This window comes from Alcaligenes sp. NLF5-7, from assembly GCF_024266725.1.
Classification (GTDB): Bacteria; Pseudomonadota; Gammaproteobacteria; order Burkholderiales; family Burkholderiaceae_B; genus Alcaligenes; species Alcaligenes phenolicus.
Genome location: NZ_CP100755.1, coordinates 4,022,734 through 4,042,209 on the forward strand (window position 1 = coordinate 4,022,734; position 19,476 = coordinate 4,042,209).

The following is a 19,476-nucleotide window of genomic DNA, read 5'->3' on the forward strand; positions in this document are numbered from 1 at the left end:
ACGACAATGAGCACACGAATCCTGACCCTTCTGATAGTGGCCTTCAGCGCCCTTTTATCCGCCTGCAGCGCCAGCCCGCCGGCCCTGTATGTACCGCCCGAGCAGCGTCGCCTCGAACAACAAGAGCAGCCCTGGCGCAATGACGAGCTACTCATCATCGCCTACCACGACGTGGAGGACCACGATCCTAACCAGGCGTACCTGAGCGTCAGTACCGAGCACCTGCGCCAGCAGTTTTCCTGGCTACAGGAAAACAACTATGTGCCCGTCAGCGTAGAGCAGATTATGCGCGCCCGCCAAGGTGTGGAGCCTCTGCCTGAAAAGGCAGTGCTGCTGTCATTTGACGACGGGTATCAAAGTTTCTATACCCGCGTGTTCCCGCTGCTAAAAGCCTATCACTGGCCTGCGCTGCTGGCCCCGGTCGGCAAATGGTTGGACACCCCCGACAACGAAAAAGTGGACTTTGGCGGTCTTCCCACCGAACGTTCGCGCTTTTTGCACTGGGCACAAATCGACGAAATGGCCAAATCCGGTTTGGTGGAAATCGGCGCGCACACCCAAAACATGCATTACGGTGCCATCGCCAACCCACAAGGCAATATCCAGCCAGTGGCTGCCGCACATCGCTACCTGACCGATCAGAAACGCTACGAGACCGATGCCGAGTACACCGCCCGCTTTCGCGAGGATGTGCGCGCCATCAGTGCCCGCGTCAAACAGCACGCCGGTAAGCCGCCGCGCGTCTGGGTCTGGCCCTATGGCCGGATCAGCGGCCTGGGCCTGCAAATTCTGGAGCAAGAAGGCTATCAGATGGCCCTGACGCTGAGCGACGGCGTGGCCAATGTCCACGACCCGATGAATATGCCCCGCTATCTGGTGGATAACGACCCGGACATCAGCACCTTTGCAGGCTTTATCACCGCCCGTGAAGACCGTCAGGCCGAGCGCGTGGTGCATGTGGATCTGGATTATGTGTACGACCCCGATCCGGTGCAGATGGAACGCAACTTGAGCGCCCTGGTGCAACGCATCGCAGACCTGAAACCACGTAGTGTCTATCTGCAAGCCTTCGCCGACCCCACAGGCGATGGCCTGGTGCGCGCGGTCTACTTCCCCAACCGCCACCTGCCCATGCGCGCCGACCTGTTCAATCGCACGGCCTGGCAATTAAGTTCGCGCGCCCACGTCAATGTCTTTGCATGGATGCCCGTGCTGGCCATCGAGACGTCCGAGCCGGCGCAACGCGTGCTGCAATGGCATGCCGACGGCAGCCCACCTTCCCTGCCCACACAAGGCTACCGCCGCCTGTCCCCCTTTGACCCTCGCACTCGCCAGATCATGGGCGATCTGTACGAAGACCTGGGACGCAGCGCCATCTTCTTTGGTGTCGTATTCCATGACGATGCCACGCTGACCGACTTTGAAGATGCCTCGCCCGCCGCCCTGGACGCCTACGAAAACGCCGGCTTTGGCAGGGACATCAGAACGATACGAGCCAATCCCGAGCAGTTTGAGCGCTGGACGCGCTTTAAATCACAAACCCTGATCGACTTGACCCGGGAACTAGCTGATCGGGTACGCAAGCAGCGCGGCCCGCAGATCAGTACGGCCCGCAATATGTACGCTCTACCGGTTCTGAAGCCCCAGAGCGAACAGTGGTTTGCCCAGAACCTGAACGATTTTCTGCAAGCCTATGACTGGACTGCCGTGATGGCCATGCCCCGCATGGAAGACATCCTCGATCAGCATGCCGTGACCTGGCTGAACGAGCTGGTCGATAAGGTGGCCAGCCACCCAGAAGGCCTGCGCCGCACCGTGTTCGAAGTGCAATCGGTCGATTGGCCCGGCCAAGGTCAACCATCCCGTCCGCTGGACTCCCATCTAGTGGCCGACTGGCTCAATGCACTGACGGCAAGAGGGGCGCGACATGTCGGCTATTACCCCGACGACTTTGTCAACAATCAGCCCAAGATGAACGTGATTCGTCCGGAAATCACGATTGAATGGTATCCAACAAAAAATGATTGAACGACTGATCGCCCTATTGGCCCTGTGCCTGATCGTCGGAATTCCCCTGGGAATCACCGTCGCCCTGACCAGCCACCTACTGCTCTACTTCATCTTCATGTACCCGCTGTTCATGTCGGGCATATGGATAGGCGGCGGCTTGATCTTCTGGTTCCAGCATGAACGCCGCTGGACCTATAAACCACACGCCCCACCCGAACTGGAAGGCATGCCGCTGGTCAGCATCCTGATCCCCTGCTTTAACGAACAGGCCAACGCCCGCTCTACCATCCTGTCCGCGCTGAACCAGGTCTATCCCAACATCGAAGTCATCGCCATCAACGACGGCTCCAGCGACCGCACCGCCCAAGTGCTCAATGATCTGAGCGAGGAGTACGACAAGCTGCGCGTCATCCACCTGGCCCAGAACCAGGGCAAGGCACTGGCCCTGCGCATGGGAGCCCTGAGCGCCAGCGGCGATTACTTCGTGTGTATAGACGGGGATGCTTACCTGGACCCGGAAGGCGTCAATTATCTGGTCGCCCCCATGCTGCGTAACCCGGAAGTCGGTGCCACCACCGGTAATCCGCGCATCCGCACGCGCTCCACCCTGATCGGCCGCATCCAGGTTGGCGAGTTCTCCTCGATCATCGGGCTAATCAAGCGCACGCAGCGCGTCTACGGAAAAATCTTCACGATTTCCGGCGTGATCGCAGGCTTTCGTCGCCAGGCCTTGGACGAAGTGGACTACTGGAGTCTGGACATGATCACCGAGGACATCGATGTGACCTGGAAGTTGCAGCTGGCCGGCTGGCAGGTGTTCTATGAGCCGCGCGCCCTGTGCTGGGTGCTGATGCCCGAAACACTGAAAGGCCTGTTCAAGCAGCGTTTGCGCTGGGCTCAGGGCGGTGCGGAAACCTTCCTGAAATACACCCCGCAGGTGCTGCGCTGGGAAAACCGCGGCATGTGGCCCCTGACCCTGGAATACCTGTGTTCGACCTTATGGAGTTTCGCCCTGGGCGTAGCGATGCTGATCTGGTTGCTTGGACAAATGCTCCACTTGCCTGCCGCCACCCAGATCGACGGCCTGTTCCCGCCCTCGTTCACCGGTATGGTGCTGGCCGGCATGTGCCTGCTGCAGTTCGCCGTCAGTATCTGGATCGACCGTCGCTACGAGCCCGATCTGCCCCTGACGATGTTCTGGATCATCTGGTACCCATTTGCCTACTGGTTGATCAATTTTTTAACCACGCTGTGGAGTTTCCCCATGGTCATGCTGCGCCTGCGTCGCAAACGCGCCCGCTGGAGCAGCCCCGACCGGGGTATCAAGGAGCTGTCATGATCATCACGACCCAACGCCATCCCATCACTCGCTGGATAGACCGTCTACTGACCATCGCCGGCTGGTTCGTCTTCAGTTACCTGATCGCCAAAGGCTTGCTCCTATTGATCGGTCACACCATGGACAAAGCTGGCTACGAACAGATAGATCCGATCTTCCCAACCCTGACCACCTTTCTGTTCTACGGGGCGGTTCTGCTGACCAACGGCCTGCTGCTGTTGGCCTGGTCACGCTGGCGACGCCAGCAGCGCCAGCAGCGCCACCTGCGCCAGGCCCTGTACCGCCAACGCAGCCGCTCGCATCGCGTCAAGCAGCCCCCCCTGCCGCACTTTGATCGCGAGCAGATCGATACCGTGCGCCACAGCCGCATCGTCGTGCTCTACAACGCCCAGGACGGCGCGGTACAGCATGTAGAAGCAGCCAATCCGCTACCCATGCAGCAGGCAACCGGCCCACACGACGGAGAACCACTGACACCGCTGATCTTTCGTCCGCGCGCCTACCCCAAACAGCCTACGCCGAATCAGTAGCACCGACGCAAAAACAGCCCTGTGCAAGGGCAAACAGCCTAGGAAATGCGGCTCATGTAATTGCAGATGGCCGTCTCTACCATAGTCAGTAACGCCGATGTATCAAGCCGTAAGGCGAAGGAACAACAGGTGCTGCAATGACAAAACCATACCAACAAGGGGCCGTGCTCCTGGCAATGCTGTGTGTCATGAGCAGCGCCGCTGCACAACCAGGCAGAGATACCAGCAAGCCCAAACCGGCCAACTTCATGGAAGCCATCCGGCAGGCTGAAGTAGTTCGCAAGAACCTGTTTGACGATCCACTCGCGGGCATCGTCATCAACCGCACCGTAACGGTGCAAGGACAAGACTTTTACCGCTACTTCAGCAATCGCTGGCGCGAGCTGACCGGGGCCAGTCCCTTCACCCTGACGGTGGTGGAGCGCCCGTCGGCCCGCTGGGGCAGCGAAATTTGGGTCGAATACCGCCGCCAGCGCATGTATCACGCTTTTCTCACGCCCGCGCGTTCCGGCACAAAGAAGGCCAGTGAGCGGGCTGTGGATCTTGTTCTGGAAAACGTCAATAAAAGCGAGATCGAACGCGTACTCACCAACAACCCGGACCTTGCTCCGGACGAACTTTAACAAGAGAGACATAACGTGAAGACCTTCCTGCCCCTTGCCTCTGTTGTGCTGACCGGTGCGCTATTTGCTCCCGTCCACGCAACCGAACTGATATATACCCCCGTCAATCCCAATTTCGGCGGCAGCCCGCTCAATGGGCAATGGCTACTGAACTCGGCCCAGGTCACCAACAAGCACACGGACCCCGACGCCGAAGACCTGGGCTCATCCTTTGAGCAGCGCACGCCCTTCCAGGACTTCAACGATCAGTTGGAGCGCTCGGTACTCAGTCGCCTGGCCTCGGCCGCGTCCTCGCAGTTTGTGGACAGCAACGGCAAATTTGTACCCGGGACCTTCGAGACCGGCAGCTTTACTGTCAGCGTCGTCGATATCGGCGGCGGAGCACTGACGATCACCACTACGGACCGGATCACCGGCGCTTCCACTACTTTCCGAGTGATGCAACCATGATGAGCACAGTGACCGTCCTGAACGCGCGCCCAACACGCCTGTTAAGCGTGCTGGCCCTGACCTGGGCCCTGGCTGCCTGCGCCGTCCCCTCCACCCCGGCCGAAGTCAAAGGCTCTGCCTACCTGACGCCCGCCTCGCCAGCCACACACGATCTGCTGGAGCTCCCCGCGCCCGCCCAGCGCCTGACCGTGGCCGTCTACGGGTTTCGTGACCAGACCGGCCAATACAAGCCCAATCCGGACAGTTCCTTTTCCACCTCAGTCACCCAGGGAGCCGCCGCCCTGCTGGTCAAAGCCTTGCGTGACTCGCGCTGGTTCACTCCGGTCGAGCGCGAAAGCCTGCAGGAACTGCTGACCGAGCGGCGCATCGTGCGCGCCCTGGACGGCTCGCAGGAAAACGGCCAGCGCACCGCCATTAACATCCCGCCGCTAGCCCCGGCCGAAATCATGATGGACGGAGGCATCATCTCCTATGAAAGCAATGTGCGCACGGGCGGCGCGGGCGCACGCTTTCTGGGCGTAGGCCTGTCTACCCAGTATCGGGTGGACCAAGTCACGGTCAACCTGCGGGCCATCGACGTGCGCACCGGCAACATTTTGCAAAGCGTGTCCACGACCAAGACCATCTTTTCCTACGAAGTCCGGCCCAGCGTCTACAAGTTCGTGAACTTCAAAGACCTGCTGGAAATCGAGGCTGGCGTAACTAACAACGAACCGGCCCAGCTCTCGGTCAAAGAGGCCATTGAATCGGCGGTGGTGCATCTGATCGTGCAAGGCATGAAGGAAGGCCAATGGCGACTGCAAAACGAGGCCGACCGTAACAACCCCATCGTGCAGAACTACATGAAGCAAAACGAAACCTATCGCAGCATGCGCACCCAGACCGCTGTGGCCGCTCCTGAGGCCACGCAAGCCAATGAGGCCACAAGCGATGAGGTGCAGACAGCTCCAGTCACCGGCAGTTGAACACGAGCAGACAGCGCGGTGGTTCCGAGAAGACCGGCCACCGCTCTCTTTCCTAACAACGGTCTTCGACATGCACTGAGGAGAAGTATATGAACGGCAAACTGTCCACATTAGCTATTGCCCTGGGCACCGCGCTGGCCCTGCCCACACTGGCGCTGGCTGACAACGCCACCGTGACGCAGACCGGCAATTTCAACAAAGGCGTAGTTCTTCAAAACCACAACGCCAACGCCAACGCGACCATCGACGTGAAGGGAGACCGCAACGACGATTACATCAACCAGTGGGATAACGGTACGGTTCGCACCACCGTGAAGGTCATCAACGGCAACGACAACAAGGCCGTGGTGGAACAAAGCCGCAGCGGCGGCAACTCCACGATCACCATCACCCAGTCACGCAACCGCAACGACGCCTTTGCCAGCCAATGGCAGGCCAACGGATCGCAAATCGGCATCAAGCAATTACGCTCGGACAACAAGGCGGTTGTGGAACAAGTCCGCAGCACTGGTGACCAGGCCTGGGTAAACCAGACGGGACAAGCGGGCGATGCCTATGTCAATCAATACCGAACCCGTGACGCACTGGCTGTCATCAACGACAGCGGCGCGCGCAACGACTCAGTCATTGAGCAAGACAACAGCAGCCATGTCAACGCCTTCATTACCCAATCGGGGTACAAAGGAGATGCGTACATCAATCAATACAAAAGCATGAGCTCGACCGCCAGCATCACCGACAGGGGCAAGTACGACAAAGGCGTGATCGATCAGTGGAATGTCTCCAACTCGAACGCCTCCATCGTCCAGGGCGGTGGCCACAAAAATGATGCCACTATCAGCCAAACCGGCACGTGGTGGGGCAATTCGGATCGCCTGCACGCCAGTATTGTCCAGATCGGCTCGCATAACAAAGCCGTTACTGAACAGACCGGCTACAGCAACGACAGCAACATCATCCAAAGTGGCCTGGGCAATGACGCCTATAACTCCCAAGCAGGCATCGGCAACGATTCCTACATCAGCCAGAGCGGCGGCTATAACAAGGCCGTGGTTACCCAGGTCGGTTTCAACCTGGATTCGTCGGTTATGCAGAACGGTTGGGGCAACCGTGCCCAAGTGGTGCAAAGCGGCCTGAACCACAACAGTACCGTCACCCAGACGGGTAATTTCAACAATGCGTATGTCAACCAACATTAACCGGCTGACGTAAGCCAAATGTCAGCGGCAATATGTTATATAGTAGGCGCCGCTGACAACACTCAAGCTATTGATATGTAAGCGGTTTAGGGATTATGGAGCATAGGAGTAACCCGAGTTTATAAGGCTTTCCAGATACCTGATCCGCGCTTTTGGGCACGGTATGGCGTTTAAAACATCAAAATTTAACCAAAACAAACAATGATTAACAATTTCACATGATTCGCCCGTTCTGAATGCGGCTAGCCATCTGAAAATTAGGCTGCCAATAGGAATGAAAAAAGAAAATACCCATAACTACCAAAGACAATGACACATGCAATCGAACCAACAAAAGGCTTATTCAACGTAATGACATAGAGCCCATGACGCAGCGAGGGAGACATAAAATGACAACAATTATCATCGTAGAGCCACACACCTTATACAGGTTGGGTATCGTACGGCTGCTGGCAGACACCCTGCCCAGCGCGGAACTGCTCAGCATGGACTACGAATCTATGGAAACCGGTCTGCAGACACGATGTTGTGAGCTGCTGCTATTGTCGGTGCCATCGGCCAAGGCCTGTTTGAAGCTGCTGGCTGATGCGTACCGCAGCCTGCAACCCAGCGCCGTACTCCTGATAGCCGACTCCCACTACTCCTTGCCTGCGCTTCAAGACATGCCTGCCGGCGTTATGGGACATTTGCTCAAGACCGCCACACCGGAATTAATGGCGGCTTCGATCAATCTGGTGTTGGCCGGCGGCTCCTGTTTTCCATCGCCTGCGCCCCAGCGTCAAACGATGGCAATGACCACGACTGTAACCCAGCCATCGAGTCCATCGCCGTCCCAAGCTCATTCCGACAAGCTGATTACGTCCTACGAGCCCATACGCTGGCCACCCGCCGATCCTGAGACAGACCATCTTGACGAAGCGCGGCTGCTGGGCCTGACACCGCGCCAGTATGAAGTGCTGGTGTTATTGGCACGCGGCATGACCATCAAGGGCGTGGCCCGGCAGTTGAATATTTCATCGGCTACAGCCAAGGCGCATGCTGAAACCCTGTATATGCGGATGAACGTACACAACCGTAACGAGGCCGTCTATCACGCGGTCTCCAAAGGAGCCAGGCTAGGGATGCCCAACACCCACATCGAAAAAGCCTGCTAACCGCAGGCTTTTCTATTACAGCATTCCTAGTTGCAAGCGAGCTGATTCACTCATACGTTCCCGGCTCCACGGTGGATCCCAAACCAGATCCACTACGGCCTTCTCTACGCCCTGGATAGTCTCCAGCTTGTAGCGGGCCTCATCGGCAATCATGGCGCCCATACCGCAACCCGGAGCCGTCAGCGTCATTTCCATGGTGATGGAGAACGCTTCTGGACCAGTCTGCTTCACGTGACAAGCGTACACCAAGCCCAGATTAACGATATCGACCGGAATCTCCGGATCATAAACGCTAGCCAGCACAATCCAGGCGGCGTCTTCAATGGTTTTTTCGCTCAGGGGCAGCTCGGGTACAAAAACCTCGGGCTTGTCCTGGGCCTCAAAACCCAGCGCATCGGCATCGACACCTTCAATTCGGTACAGGTTGCCCTCTACCATCACGGTATAGCTGCCACCCAGCTTCTGGGTAATCGTTGCTGTACAACCCGCCTCGATCGTAACGGGAGCACCGTAAGGGATACTGACAGCCGGACAATCCCGGCTGACCAGCACATCATGTCGTTCAAAGTAGCTCATGGCTTGTTTGCGCCTTTATTCGGTTTGCGCGGTTTCTTTGGCCTGATTGATGGCGTTATGCAGGGTATGCCAGGCCAGAGTGGCACATTTAACCCGTGCGGGGAATTCACGCACACCAGATAACACTTCCAGCTTGCCCAGATCTCGATCGGGATGGGCCTCTGTCAACATGGCGTGCATATCTTGAAATAGAGACTCAAACTCGGCCAGACTCAGGCCTTTTACGGCTTCGGTCATTAAGGATGCCGAAGCCTTGGAAATAGCGCAGCCATGCCCCACAAAGCTGACTTTCTGCACAATGCCGTCTTCAACCACGGCGTACACAGCCAGTTGATCCCCACACAGCGGATTGTGGCCATTGGCAAAATGACTGGCGTTTTCTATTACTTCAAAGTTACGCGGGCTACGGTTATGGTCAAAAATGACCTCTTGGTAGAGCTCGCGCAGCCCGTTGAAATCCTGGCTCATTTAGCCAACTCCAAATAGTTTTTGAGCTTTGCGCAGGCTGCCCAGCAAAGCATCAATATCAGCGTAATCGTTGTACAAGGCAAAGGAGGCACGAGCCGTACCGGGAATGCCAAAGCGCGTCATCAAGGGCATGGCACAGTGGTGACCGGCACGCACAGCAACGCCGTCCATGTCCAGAATCGTGCCCAGATCATGCGGGTGAATACCGTCGACCAGGAAGGACACAATGCCTGCCTTGTGTGCGGCCGTACCAATAATGCGAATGCCAGGCATGGCCAGCAAGGCTTCGGTGGCGTAGTCCAGCAACAGCGCTTCATGGTCGGCAATACGCTGCATGCCTATACCCATCAAATAATCGATAGCGGCAGCCATGGTAATGGCACCAGCGATATTGGGCGTACCTGCCTCAAAGCGCTGTGGCACAGGGGCGTAATTACTTTGCTCGAAACTGACGGTGGTGATCATGTCACCGCCGCCCATCCAGGGCGACATGCTGTCCAGAATCTCGTAGCGCACGTACAAGGCGCCCATGCCGGTAGGACCGTACAGTTTATGGGCCGAAAACGTGTAAAAATCCGCATCCAGGGCTTGTACGTCCACCACACCGTGGGGAACGGATTGGGCACCATCCACCAGCACCTTGGCGCCGACGGCATGCGCCTGACGGGTCATTTCAGCGATGGGGTTGATCGTGCCCAAGGCATTGGACACATGGCCCACAGCCAGCAGGCGGGTTCTCTCGTTGAGCAGTTGCTTGAAGGCTTCCTGATCCAGCTCACCGTTATCCAGCACAGGCACCACGCGAATAACGGCACCGGTACGCTGGGCAACCAACTGCCAAGGCACGATATTGGAGTGATGCTCCAGACCGGTCAGCAGAATCTCGTCGCCTGCTTTCAGGTTGTCCATGCCCCAGCTATAGGCCACCAGGTTGATGGATTCTGTGGTGCCACGCGTAAACACAATTTCTTCGTCGCGCGCGGCATTCAGAAATGCCCGCACTGTACTTCTGGCCTGATCGTACAGCTCAGTAGCATGCTGAGACAGCCAATGCACACCACGGTGGATGTTGGCATTGGACTGCTCATAGAATCGCGCCTCGGCTTCAATGACCGAGCGCGGCTTTTGCGTCGTCGCGCCATTGTCCAGATAGGACAGGCGTTGGCCCCGGATGGGGCGAGCCAGGATAGGAAAATCCTCGCGGTGATTTAGCAAACCAGCAGCAGTTACGGGCATAGGCGCATTCATGCAAGATCTCCAAGGGCAAGACCGCCAGGCAACAAAGCATTAATACCGACTGTGGCACGGCTACGCAGGCTCTCGGACGCAATGCGCTCCAGAGACTGAGCGGCAAATGCGTAAATCAGCATATTGCGTGCATCTTCCATGGTCATGCCACGCGAGCGCAGGTAGAACAGGCTATCTGCATCCAGCTGACCCACAGTGGCACCGTGTGCACACTTGACGTCGTCGGCGTAGATTTCCAACTCAGGGCGGGAGTCTGCACGTGCCATCTTGGACAAGAGCAAGCTGTCCGAACGCTGTACCGAATCCGTACCATCCGCGCCCTTGCCTACCAATACGCGACCACTGAACACACCGCGGGCGGTGTCGGCCAAAATGCCACGGTAGAACTCACGGCTTTGGCAGTTAGGCTGAGCGTGATCAATGATGGTGTTGTGGTCCACGTGACGGCGGCCATCCACAAAATACAAACCATTGAACAAGGTTTCGCAGCGCTCGCCATTGAAGACGGTAGCAATGTCGTTGCGGGCAATACGGGCACCGAAGGACAGGGAGTGCGAATTGAATACCGAGCCACGACCTTGCTGCACATCGATTGCAGCCAGGTGAAAGTCTTGCAGCGCTTCCTGCTGCAACTTCATGTGTGTCAGCTTGGCATCAGGCGCCACGTTCAGGCGAGTCACGACGCTGCTCAAGGAAGCATCCGTTCCTTCCTGACCTACATAGTGTTCAACCACCGTTGCACTGGCACCGGATTCCAGAGAAATCAGGTTACGCGTGAAGCTGGCGCTGCCACCTTGGGTGCGCACAAAAACCAGATGAACAGGCTGCTCCAGGTGCTTGCCCGCAGCGATGTGCAAGGCCGCGCCATCCTGGGCCAAAGCCAGGTTCAAGGCCGCGGTCGAGGCGCCCAGGGACTCGTCCCCATAAGCCTGCTGCAACCAGTCTGCATCCTGTTCCAGACAGGTGCTGAGCGAGGACAAACGCACGCCTGCTGGCAACTCGTTCAGGTGCGACAAGGCCGCATCGTAGTGACCATCCACAAAGACCAGGAAGTACCCGTCTTCTTGCTGGCGCACCGACGCCACCAGTTCTGCGGCCGAAGCCGACTTCTGAGGCGCAAAACTTTGTTGTTCCAGCAAAGCCAAGGAGGTGTGATGCCAGGCTTCAATACGCGTGGTTGGCCAGCCTTCTTGTGCGAAACGATCCAGCGCGCGCTGACGCACGGCGCTTAGCCATGGCAGGCCGGCTCCAGGTGCTTGTGCAGCCTGAGCGGCAAAGCTGTTGACCCAATCCGGCAGACTCATACCGCAGCTCCCTTGGCTTTTTGTTCGGCGGCTGCTTGTTCCAGCACCCAACCGTAGCCACGCTCTTCCAGTTCCAGAGCCAATTCACGGCCACCGGAACGAATGATCTTGCCACCGGCCAATACGTGCACAAAGTCAGGCACGATGTAGTCCAGCAGACGTTGGTAGTGAGTAATCACCAGCAAGGAACGCTCGGGGGAACGCAGACGGTTCACGCCGTCAGCCACCACACGCAAAGCGTCAATATCCAGTCCGGAGTCGGTTTCGTCCAGAATGGCCAGCTTGGGTTCCAGCAGGCTCATTTGCAGAACTTCGTTGCGTTTCTTTTCGCCGCCGGAAAAACCTTCGTTCACGGAGCGGTACAGAAACTCTTCGCGCATGCCAACCGTCTTCATTTCTTCTTTGACGCGCTTGAGGAAGTCCATGGCGTCCAGCTCAGGCAAGCCCTGATGACGGCGCACGGCGTTCACGGAAGCGCGCAGGAAGTAGGCGTTGGACACACCGGGAATTTCGATGGGGTACTGGAAGGCCAGGAACAGACCGGAACGGGCACGGTCTTCAATCTTCATTTCCAGCAGGTCTTGACCCAGCCAATCAACCGAACCGCCTTCCACGGTGTAGTCTTCACGACCGGCCAGAACTTGGGACAAGGTGCTCTTGCCCGAGCCGTTCGGGCCCATGATGGCGTGGACTTCACCGGGCTTGATTTCCAGGTTCAGACCTTTAAGGATAGGTTTATCTTCAACCGAAGCGCGCAAATCTTTAATCGTCAGCATTTCATTATTCTCCTTAACCTACACTGCCTTCCAAGCTGACGCCGAGCAAATTCTGTGCTTCGACCGCAAACTCCATGGGCAATTCTTTAATCACTTCTTTACAAAAGCCGTTCACGATCATGGAGACGGCATCTTCGGCAGTCAGGCCGCGCTGCATGGCGTAAAAGAGCTGGTCCTCGCCAATGCGCGAAGCGGTTGCTTCGTGTTCCACACTGGCGCTGGGGTTCTGCACTTCCATAGTTGGGAAGGTGTGTGCAGCGCAGCGCTTGCCGATCAGCAGCGAATCACACTGGGTGTAATTGCGGGCGTTTTCTGCCTTGGGGGTAATACGAACCAGACCGCGATAGGTATTGATACCTTGGCCAGCCGAAATCCCCTTGGAGATAATCGTGCTGCGGGTATTGCGACCCATATGAATCATTTTGGTGCCGGTATCGGCTTGCTGGCGGTGGTTGCTCAGGGCGACCGAGTAGAACTCGCCTTGGGAATCATCGCCGCGCAGCACCACGCTGGGGTATTTCCAGGTGATGGCCGAGCCAGTTTCAACCTGCGTCCAGGAGATGTGCGAACGTGCGCCACGGCATTCGCCACGCTTGGTGACGAAGTTGTAAATACCGCCTACGCCGTCTTTATCGCCGGGGTACCAGTTTTGCACGGTGGAGTACTTGATCTTGGCGTCGTCCAAGGCGACCAGTTCCACGACCGCTGCGTGCAACTGGTTTTCATCGCGCATCGGCGCCGTACAGCCTTCCAGATAGCTGACCGAAGCGCCCTCTTCCGCAATGATCAAGGTGCGCTCGAACTGACCAGTGTCGCGGGCATTGATGCGGAAGTAGGTGGACAGCTCCATCGGGCAGCGTACGCCTTTGGGGATGAACACAAAGGAGCCATCGGAGAATACGGCCGAGTTCAAGGCGGCGTAGAAGTTGTCGCTAGGAGGGACAACCGTACCCAGATACTTTTTCACCAGTTCCGGATATTCACGCACAGCCTCGGAAAAGGAACAGAAGATCACGCCCACTTCTTCCAGCTCTTTGCGGAAGGTGGTGGCCACCGAGACTGAGTCAAACACGGCGTCAACTGCCACACCGGCCAGACGCGCGCGCTCGTGCAAGGGCACACCCAGTTTTTCATAGGTGCGCAGCAATTCAGGATCCACCTCGTCCAGGCTCTTGGGGCCGTCGGCCTTGCTCTTGGGCGCGGAGTAGTAGCTGATGTCCTGGAAGTCGATAGGTGGATACTCCACAATCGACCACTTGGGATACTTCATGGTCAGCCACTGGCGGTAAGCAGCCAGGCGCCATTCCAGCATGAACTCCGGTTCGCGTTTTTTCGCGGACAGGAAACGGATGACGTCTTCGTTCAGACCTTTCGGTATGGTTTCAGACTCGATGTCGGTGACAAAGCCTGCCTCGTAATCACGATCGAGGAAGGTGTCCAGATGTTCGTTGACGGTACTCATTCGGTTAACTCCACGTTGGAGGTGTTCGCCTTGTTTCTGTTTTTCAATTCGGGACCCGGCTTGTGTGTCAGGGGAAATTCGTTAACGGGCACGCGTATCATGTCTGCAACACTGACCTCTTCCAAGGTGCGTCGGACAATATCGTTGATACGCTGCCAATTACTGCGTATATGGCAATCTGACTCCACGGAACAGGCTCCAGGAGTAGCTACACATTCAGTCAAGCCAAAGGGCTGATCTTCCAGTGCATCAATAATCTGCGCTACACTTATCTGTTTGGCGGGGCGGCCTAACACATACCCTCCGCGTGCGCCTCGGCTGCTGATGACCAGCTCGTGCTGGCCCAGCAGTTTAAGCACCTTGCTGACAGTCGGTTGGCCCAAACCCAGGATGGCGGCCAAGTCAGACGCACTGAACACACGATCTGGATCGCCAGCCATGTGTGTCAGCACCAAAGTGCCGTAATCAATGATTTTACTGATTCGCAGCATTCCTTCTCTCTGAACAGGTCGTAGAGCCATATAGTACCGCTTTGGTACTATATGGTCAAATTATCCCTCCAGACTTTGCTGGATATTCCACATCCGGGCATAGGCGCCATCCAGGGCTAAAAGCTCGCTGTGCGTGCCCTGCTCCACGATCTGTCCGCGCTCCAGAACCAGAATCAAATCCGCGTCCGTAATCGTGGATAGACGGTGAGCAATGATCAAGGTAGTGCGGTCGCGGGCAATCTCGTTCAACTCCGCCTGAATCGCCCGTTCCGTGCGCGTGTCCAGCGCACTGGTGGCTTCGTCCAGAATCAGCACCGGTGGGTTCTTCAGCAAGGTGCGGGCAATGGCCACGCGCTGCTTTTCGCCCCCGGACAACTTCAAACCACGTTCACCCACGATGGTCTCGTAACCATCGGGCAGGCTTTCGATGAAGTCGTGGATACTGGCGGCCCGTGCTGCTGCCACGATCTGCTCTTTGCTGGCATCAGGACGGCCATACGCAATATTGTGCAAAATCGTATCGTTGAACAGGACCGTATCCTGGGGAACGATACCGATATGACGACGCAAGCTCTCTTGCGTCCATTCGCGCAACTCGCGATTGTTGAACAGGATGCGACCTTCCGTCACATCGTAGAAACGGAACAAAAGACGCGACAAGGTGGATTTACCTGCGCCCGAAGACCCTACCACCGCTACCGTCTTGCCGGCGGGAATCTCGAAACTCAGGTTTTGAATGACTTTGCGACGGCTGTCATAGGCAAAGCTGACGTTCTCGAAACGCACACCCGCCTGCTCACAGGACAAGACCTGGGCATCCGGCGCATCTTTCACCTCTTGCTTGCGACGCAGCAAGGAGAACAGGCGCTCCATATCAGCCAGTGAATTCTTGATTTCGCGGTAAACAAAACCCAGAAAGTTCAAAGGCGCATAAAGCTGGGTCAGGAAGGCAGACACCAGCACAACGTCACCCACCGTCATGGTTCCGGCCAGCACACCTTGCGCCGACATGAACAGCAAGGCCGTCACCCCAACACTGATAATCGAGGCCTGACCAATATTGAGCAGGTTCAGCGATACCTGATTACGCACGGCAGCCTGGACCCACTGGCCCATATTCTGATCGTAGCGATTGATCTCGTAATCCTCGTTACCGAAGTATTTGACTGTCTCGTAATTGAGCAAGGCATCAATCGCGCGAGAGTTGGCACGACTGTCCAAGTCGTTCATGGCTCGCCGATAACGCATGCGCCGCTCAGTCACCAGCAAGGTGAACACAATATAGGCCGCAATCGTCCCCAAGGTCACCGCCGCGAAGGCCCAGTCGTATCGCCAGAGCAAGATGCCACAGACCAGAGCTATTTCCAGCAAGGTTGGCAAAATATTGAAGACCAGGAAATTCAGCAGAAAGCTAACGCCTTTGGTGCCCCGTTCAATATCCCGGCTCAAGCCACCTGTCTGGCGTTCAGTATGAAAGCGCAAGGACAGATCCAGCAGGTGCCGAAAGACGTGGTTCGCAATCAGCCGCACCGACCCTTGCGTGACTCGCGCAAACAGGGCATCCCGTATTTCACCAAAAGCGCTGGAGGCCAGACGTACGGCGCCATATCCCAACAAGGCGGCCACCGGCAGCATCAAAGCCGTAGCGGGCAGGCTCAACGCATCGATTACCTGCTTCAGGTAGATCGGCATCATCACGGTGGCGACTTTTGCCAGCAGCAAACAGGACAAAGCCAAGACCACGCGAGTCTTGAATCGCCAAACGTAAGGAAATAAGGATTTCAGGGTGCTCAGACCACCGGAGACACCATCAAGCACTTCAGGACGAGGAGGCACACGCAATAGGTCCGTGTTCAACAGCACAAAGCCGAAAAACCGCGGACAGCTTAAAAATAAGTTGCAGCACAACGCTGAAATCAAGGCAGGACAAGCAGACTACGCTTTCCACTGGCAGGCAGGCCCTGCCATGTCCTTGATGCGAATACAGAAATGAGGTTCTACGCCTGGGTAATTATCAAAACTGCCAGGTAGCACATAACGAATAAGTATAGCCTTTTGAACTGCTTATCCTTGCCAAGACCCTGCCGACGGCATGCTTGTTTGGCTGATTATTGACCTGCAAACCACAGTCACACGAATAAGGGACCTGACCAGCAAGCATCCAGTGCTGAAAATCAGGAAATTCAAGGCTTGTCACTGCAAAGAAAATGCTGGCAATCCAGCACTTTGTTACCTTCAAGCCTTCAACGAAAGGCATACAATACCTGCTTGTCTGAAACTGGCGCAGACACAGTAAAAATAGCGCCCGATACCAGACATCTGGCTCATGAATCCCTTTACCGTGCAAAATCCATCCATGCCGTCTTCTTCTTTTTCGTATTCTTCTTCCCTGGACCAGTTAGCCGCACAGGACAGCCAGGCGCTGGATGTGCTGTACGACCAGGAAGCCCCCTTGATGCTGGCTTTGGGCCAGGCCGTGTTGGGCCGCCGCATTGATGCCGAAGAGGTTCTGCGCGATAGCTTTGTTTTGTTATGGAAAAACGCTGCCGGCTATGACCCCGATTTAGGCGAAGGGCGCGCCTGGATTTACAGCATTCTGCGGTTCAGGCTACTGGCTCGCCTGCGTCAACGCGCGCAAAGCGGCGATAACAATTACGCCCTGCCTGCCATCAAGCCGCAAGCCGGACAGCGTTTCATCCCTGCCATGGGCAAGCTGGATGGCACCAGCCAACGCGCCATGATCCATGCCTATCTGCACGGCAATAGTTACGAACAGTTGGGCCCTCAGTTGAACCGCTCCCCCGCACAATTGCGTGCTGTGGTCCAGCATGGCTTGCAACAGCTCACTCCCCTGATTAATGAGGGCAACGCCAACGATCCACGCCATGCAGTGATGATTGGCGAATATACCTTGGGGCTGCTCAGCCAGCATGAATTGGCCCAAGCCCACACCCTGATGCAGCAAAATGATCAGGCAGCGCGTCTGGCATTGGCTTGGGAGCAAGCGTGGCTGGAGCTAGTGGACTGCCTGACCCCAACAGTGCCTGCCCCCACTAGTCTGGCTCACATTCACCATACCTTGGGCTTGCCTCCACCTGCCGCACGTCGTCAGGCTGGGAGCACAAGCAGTCCGGCTGCTGAAGCTCCCAAATCGGAAAGCACTGGCAACGCCAGCACAAGCGCTCCAGCTATCAAAGCAGTGCGCCAGGAACCTAGTATCAAGATCAGTATTTCGGCAGACCAAAGCACTAAAGCGGAAGCTGCCACTCGCACTGAACCTCGCTGGTCCGCCAACAGCTCGAACGACAAGGCTGACGATCACACACCGCCCTTCCCCACCTTGCTGCGTGCAGAGTCCGACCCAGCCACCAAAGCAGCTGCTGTCACAGCCGAAGCAGCGCCCACAGCACCAGCCAAGGTCGCCGACAAGAAAAAGCCCATCAAAAGCGAGCCTGAGTCAGTCACCGTAGAGAAAAAACGCAAACCCGAACCTGTTGATGGCGAACGCAAGTCCCGTGGCTTTGCCATGCCCATGCCTGTTTTGTGGGGCGGCTTGGCTGCGGTCGTGATTCTGGGCCTGGTGATTGCCCTGCTCATGAACATGAACTCGGAACCCCCTGTCAATGTTATTGAGATGAAGCCACGTCAGGCGGCTATCCTGCAGGCCCCTGGCCAATCCTCTACTCCGGCCTGGATTGCAACAGTAGACCCACAAGGCAATGTCCTGCTGGTGCCCAAGGTCAGCACTGAAGTCAAAGCAACGCAGTCGGTGCAGCTATGGACACACACCCCACGCGGCACACAAATTCGTTCATTGGGTTTGATTGATCCCAATCGCCCCATCACCGTTCCTGCGGCCTTGATTGGCACCGTAGAAGATGAGCAGATTTTTGAGATGACACTGGAAACCGAAGGCGGTTCCAATAGTGGTGCACCGGAAGGCCCCGTTCTGTATATTGGCCGCATCGTAAGCTTTGGGCAGCTGGATAACCTGCCCAAGCCCAACACGGAAGCTAGCTCGTCGGCAACCCGCTCTTAAAAGCGGCATCCAGCCGTTCCAGCTCGTCGATTTCCTCGACAGTGAAGCCCGCCTCCAGGCGGGCTTCGCGATTAAAGGGGCCGCGCAAACGCGGTGCGCGATAGCGCTGCGCCAACTCGCCATACGTAGCAAAATCAGGCAAGCCTTGTTCCCGGCAGACTTTGCGATACCAGTAATTTCCCAACGCTACATGCCCGACCTCATCGCGCAAAATGATGGCAATAATCGCGGCGGCTTTTTCATCGCCAGCATCCAGCAACTTCTTATGCACCAGGGGGCAGGCATCCAGCCCCCGTGCTTCCAGAGTACGCGGCACCAAAGCCATACGCGCCAGCAGATCAAAGCGTGTTCGCTCTGCCATCTCCCACAAGCCGTCATGGACAGGCAAATCCCCATAGCGGACACCCATCGTTTGAAGATGATCGCTCAGCAGCTCAAAATGCAAAGCCTCCTCCACCGCCACCTGTAACCAGCCCGCATAGAATGCGTCGGGCAAACCGGGATAACGCCACAAGACATCCAAGGCCAGATTGATGGCATTGAACTCAATATGCGCCAAGGAATGCAATAAGGCTGCTCGCCCCTGGATCGTACGCACGGACCGCTTGGAAACATGCTGAGGGCTCACAAAACGCAAACCCTCGGGCCGTCCCGGTACGCCGGGCGGCTCTTCCAAATGCTCATCTGCCCCTACGGGCAAGCCATGGGCAATTGCTCGTACTGCTGCCAGCTTGGCAGCCGGCTCTTGTACTAACAAAGCCTTTAGAGCCTGACTACGTAAGTTCACTGCTAATCCCTTCCATGAAAAAAGGCCGGCACCAAGGCCGACCTTCGTTCCTGCT

Annotated in this window: 19 protein-coding genes; 9 read left to right on the top strand and 10 right to left on the bottom strand. The window is 56.8% G+C overall.

Going from position 1 to position 19,476, the window contains the following annotated elements; genetic code table 11:
* Nucleotides 1-6: 6 nt before the first annotated feature.
* The 8 genes from pgaB to MID00_RS18570 all read left to right on the top strand — a co-directional run bounded on the left by pgaB (nt 7) and on the right by MID00_RS18570 (nt 8,270).
* A complete protein-coding gene (gene pgaB / locus MID00_RS18535; protein ID WP_254499302.1) occupies nt 7-2,028 on the top strand; it encodes a poly-beta-1,6-N-acetyl-D-glucosamine N-deacetylase PgaB in 2,022 nt (673 codons plus the stop codon).
* Nucleotides 2,021-3,349 carry a poly-beta-1,6-N-acetyl-D-glucosamine synthase gene (gene pgaC / locus MID00_RS18540; protein WP_021446639.1) on the top strand — a complete coding sequence of 443 codons (1,329 nt, stop codon included), beginning with the start codon at nt 2,021-2,023 and terminating at the stop codon, nt 3,347-3,349. The genes pgaB and pgaC overlap by 8 nt, the downstream gene beginning before the upstream one ends.
* Nucleotides 3,346-3,879 (top strand): poly-beta-1,6-N-acetyl-D-glucosamine biosynthesis protein PgaD, encoded by a 534-nt coding sequence (pgaD, locus tag MID00_RS18545; RefSeq protein ID WP_254499304.1) that lies wholly within the window; start codon nt 3,346-3,348, stop codon nt 3,877-3,879. Before pgaC ends, pgaD begins: the two co-directional genes overlap by 4 nt.
* A gap of 137 nt (nt 3,880-4,016) precedes the next feature.
* Nucleotides 4,017-4,502 (top strand): curli production assembly/transport protein CsgE, encoded by a 486-nt coding sequence (locus MID00_RS18550; protein ID WP_009454353.1) that lies wholly within the window; start codon nt 4,017-4,019, stop codon nt 4,500-4,502.
* Between the two features lie 15 nt (nt 4,503-4,517).
* Entirely contained in the window at nt 4,518-4,952 is a 435-nt protein-coding gene (locus tag MID00_RS18555; RefSeq protein ID WP_009454355.1) for a curli assembly protein CsgF, read from the top strand.
* Nucleotides 4,949-5,917, top strand: a complete 969-nt coding sequence (locus MID00_RS18560; protein ID WP_031232101.1) for a CsgG/HfaB family protein — start codon at nt 4,949-4,951, stop codon at nt 5,915-5,917. Before MID00_RS18555 ends, MID00_RS18560 begins: the two co-directional genes overlap by 4 nt.
* 89 nt (nt 5,918-6,006) lie before the next feature.
* Nucleotides 6,007-7,116 carry a hypothetical protein gene (locus MID00_RS18565; protein ID WP_009454359.1) on the top strand — a complete coding sequence of 370 codons (1,110 nt, stop codon included), beginning with the start codon at nt 6,007-6,009 and terminating at the stop codon, nt 7,114-7,116.
* Nucleotides 7,117-7,505: 389 nt separating this feature from the next.
* On the top strand, nt 7,506-8,270 hold the full coding sequence (locus tag MID00_RS18570; RefSeq protein ID WP_254499305.1) for a response regulator transcription factor: 765 nt from the start codon (nt 7,506-7,508) through the stop codon (nt 8,268-8,270).
* 15 nt (nt 8,271-8,285) lie between these two features.
* On the opposite strand, the gene sufT is transcribed toward MID00_RS18570, so the two are convergent.
* From sufT to MID00_RS18615, 9 genes are all read right to left on the bottom strand, one after another.
* Nucleotides 8,286-8,846, bottom strand: a complete 561-nt coding sequence (gene sufT / locus MID00_RS18575; protein WP_254499306.1) for a putative Fe-S cluster assembly protein SufT — start codon at nt 8,844-8,846, stop codon at nt 8,286-8,288.
* A gap of 15 nt (nt 8,847-8,861) precedes the next feature.
* Nucleotides 8,862-9,314: a Fe-S cluster assembly sulfur transfer protein SufU gene (gene sufU, locus MID00_RS18580; RefSeq protein ID WP_009454366.1), complete on the bottom strand. Its 453-nt coding sequence runs from the start codon at nt 9,312-9,314 to the stop codon at nt 8,862-8,864.
* Nucleotides 9,315-10,562, bottom strand: a complete 1,248-nt coding sequence (locus tag MID00_RS18585) for a cysteine desulfurase (protein WP_009454368.1) — start codon at nt 10,560-10,562, stop codon at nt 9,315-9,317. It abuts the gene before it with no gap.
* Nucleotides 10,559-11,866 carry a Fe-S cluster assembly protein SufD gene (gene sufD / locus MID00_RS18590; RefSeq protein WP_254499308.1) on the bottom strand — a complete coding sequence of 436 codons (1,308 nt, stop codon included), beginning with the start codon at nt 11,864-11,866 and terminating at the stop codon, nt 10,559-10,561. Before sufD ends, MID00_RS18585 begins: the two co-directional genes overlap by 4 nt.
* Complete coding sequence (sufC, locus tag MID00_RS18595; protein WP_009454372.1) at nt 11,863-12,642, bottom strand: Fe-S cluster assembly ATPase SufC; 780 nt, start codon at nt 12,640-12,642, stop codon at nt 11,863-11,865. The genes sufD and sufC overlap by 4 nt, the downstream gene beginning before the upstream one ends.
* Before the next feature lie 13 nt (nt 12,643-12,655).
* Nucleotides 12,656-14,104, bottom strand: a complete 1,449-nt coding sequence (gene sufB / locus MID00_RS18600) for a Fe-S cluster assembly protein SufB (RefSeq protein ID WP_009454374.1) — start codon at nt 14,102-14,104, stop codon at nt 12,656-12,658.
* A complete protein-coding gene (locus MID00_RS18605) occupies nt 14,101-14,595 on the bottom strand; it encodes an SUF system Fe-S cluster assembly regulator (RefSeq protein ID WP_003800349.1) in 495 nt (164 codons plus the stop codon). The genes sufB and MID00_RS18605 overlap by 4 nt, the downstream gene beginning before the upstream one ends.
* A gap of 60 nt (nt 14,596-14,655) precedes the next feature.
* A complete protein-coding gene (locus MID00_RS18610; protein WP_254500312.1) occupies nt 14,656-16,437 on the bottom strand; it encodes an ABC transporter ATP-binding protein/permease in 1,782 nt (593 codons plus the stop codon).
* Between the two features lie 172 nt (nt 16,438-16,609).
* A complete protein-coding gene (locus tag MID00_RS18615) occupies nt 16,610-16,852 on the bottom strand; it encodes a hypothetical protein (protein WP_128831580.1) in 243 nt (80 codons plus the stop codon).
* A 69-nt stretch (nt 16,853-16,921) separates the two neighbouring features.
* On the opposite strand from MID00_RS18615, the gene MID00_RS18620 reads away from it, so the two are divergent.
* A complete protein-coding gene (locus MID00_RS18620) occupies nt 16,922-18,634 on the top strand; it encodes an anti-sigma factor (RefSeq protein WP_254499310.1) in 1,713 nt (570 codons plus the stop codon).
* On the opposite strand, the gene MID00_RS18625 is transcribed toward MID00_RS18620, so the two are convergent.
* Nucleotides 18,609-19,421, bottom strand: coding sequence for a ferritin-like domain-containing protein (locus tag MID00_RS18625; protein ID WP_254499311.1), 813 nt, complete (start codon nt 19,419-19,421; stop codon nt 18,609-18,611). The two genes, MID00_RS18620 and MID00_RS18625, sit on opposite strands and share 26 nt — an antisense overlap.
* Nucleotides 19,422-19,476 lie beyond the last annotated feature (55 nt).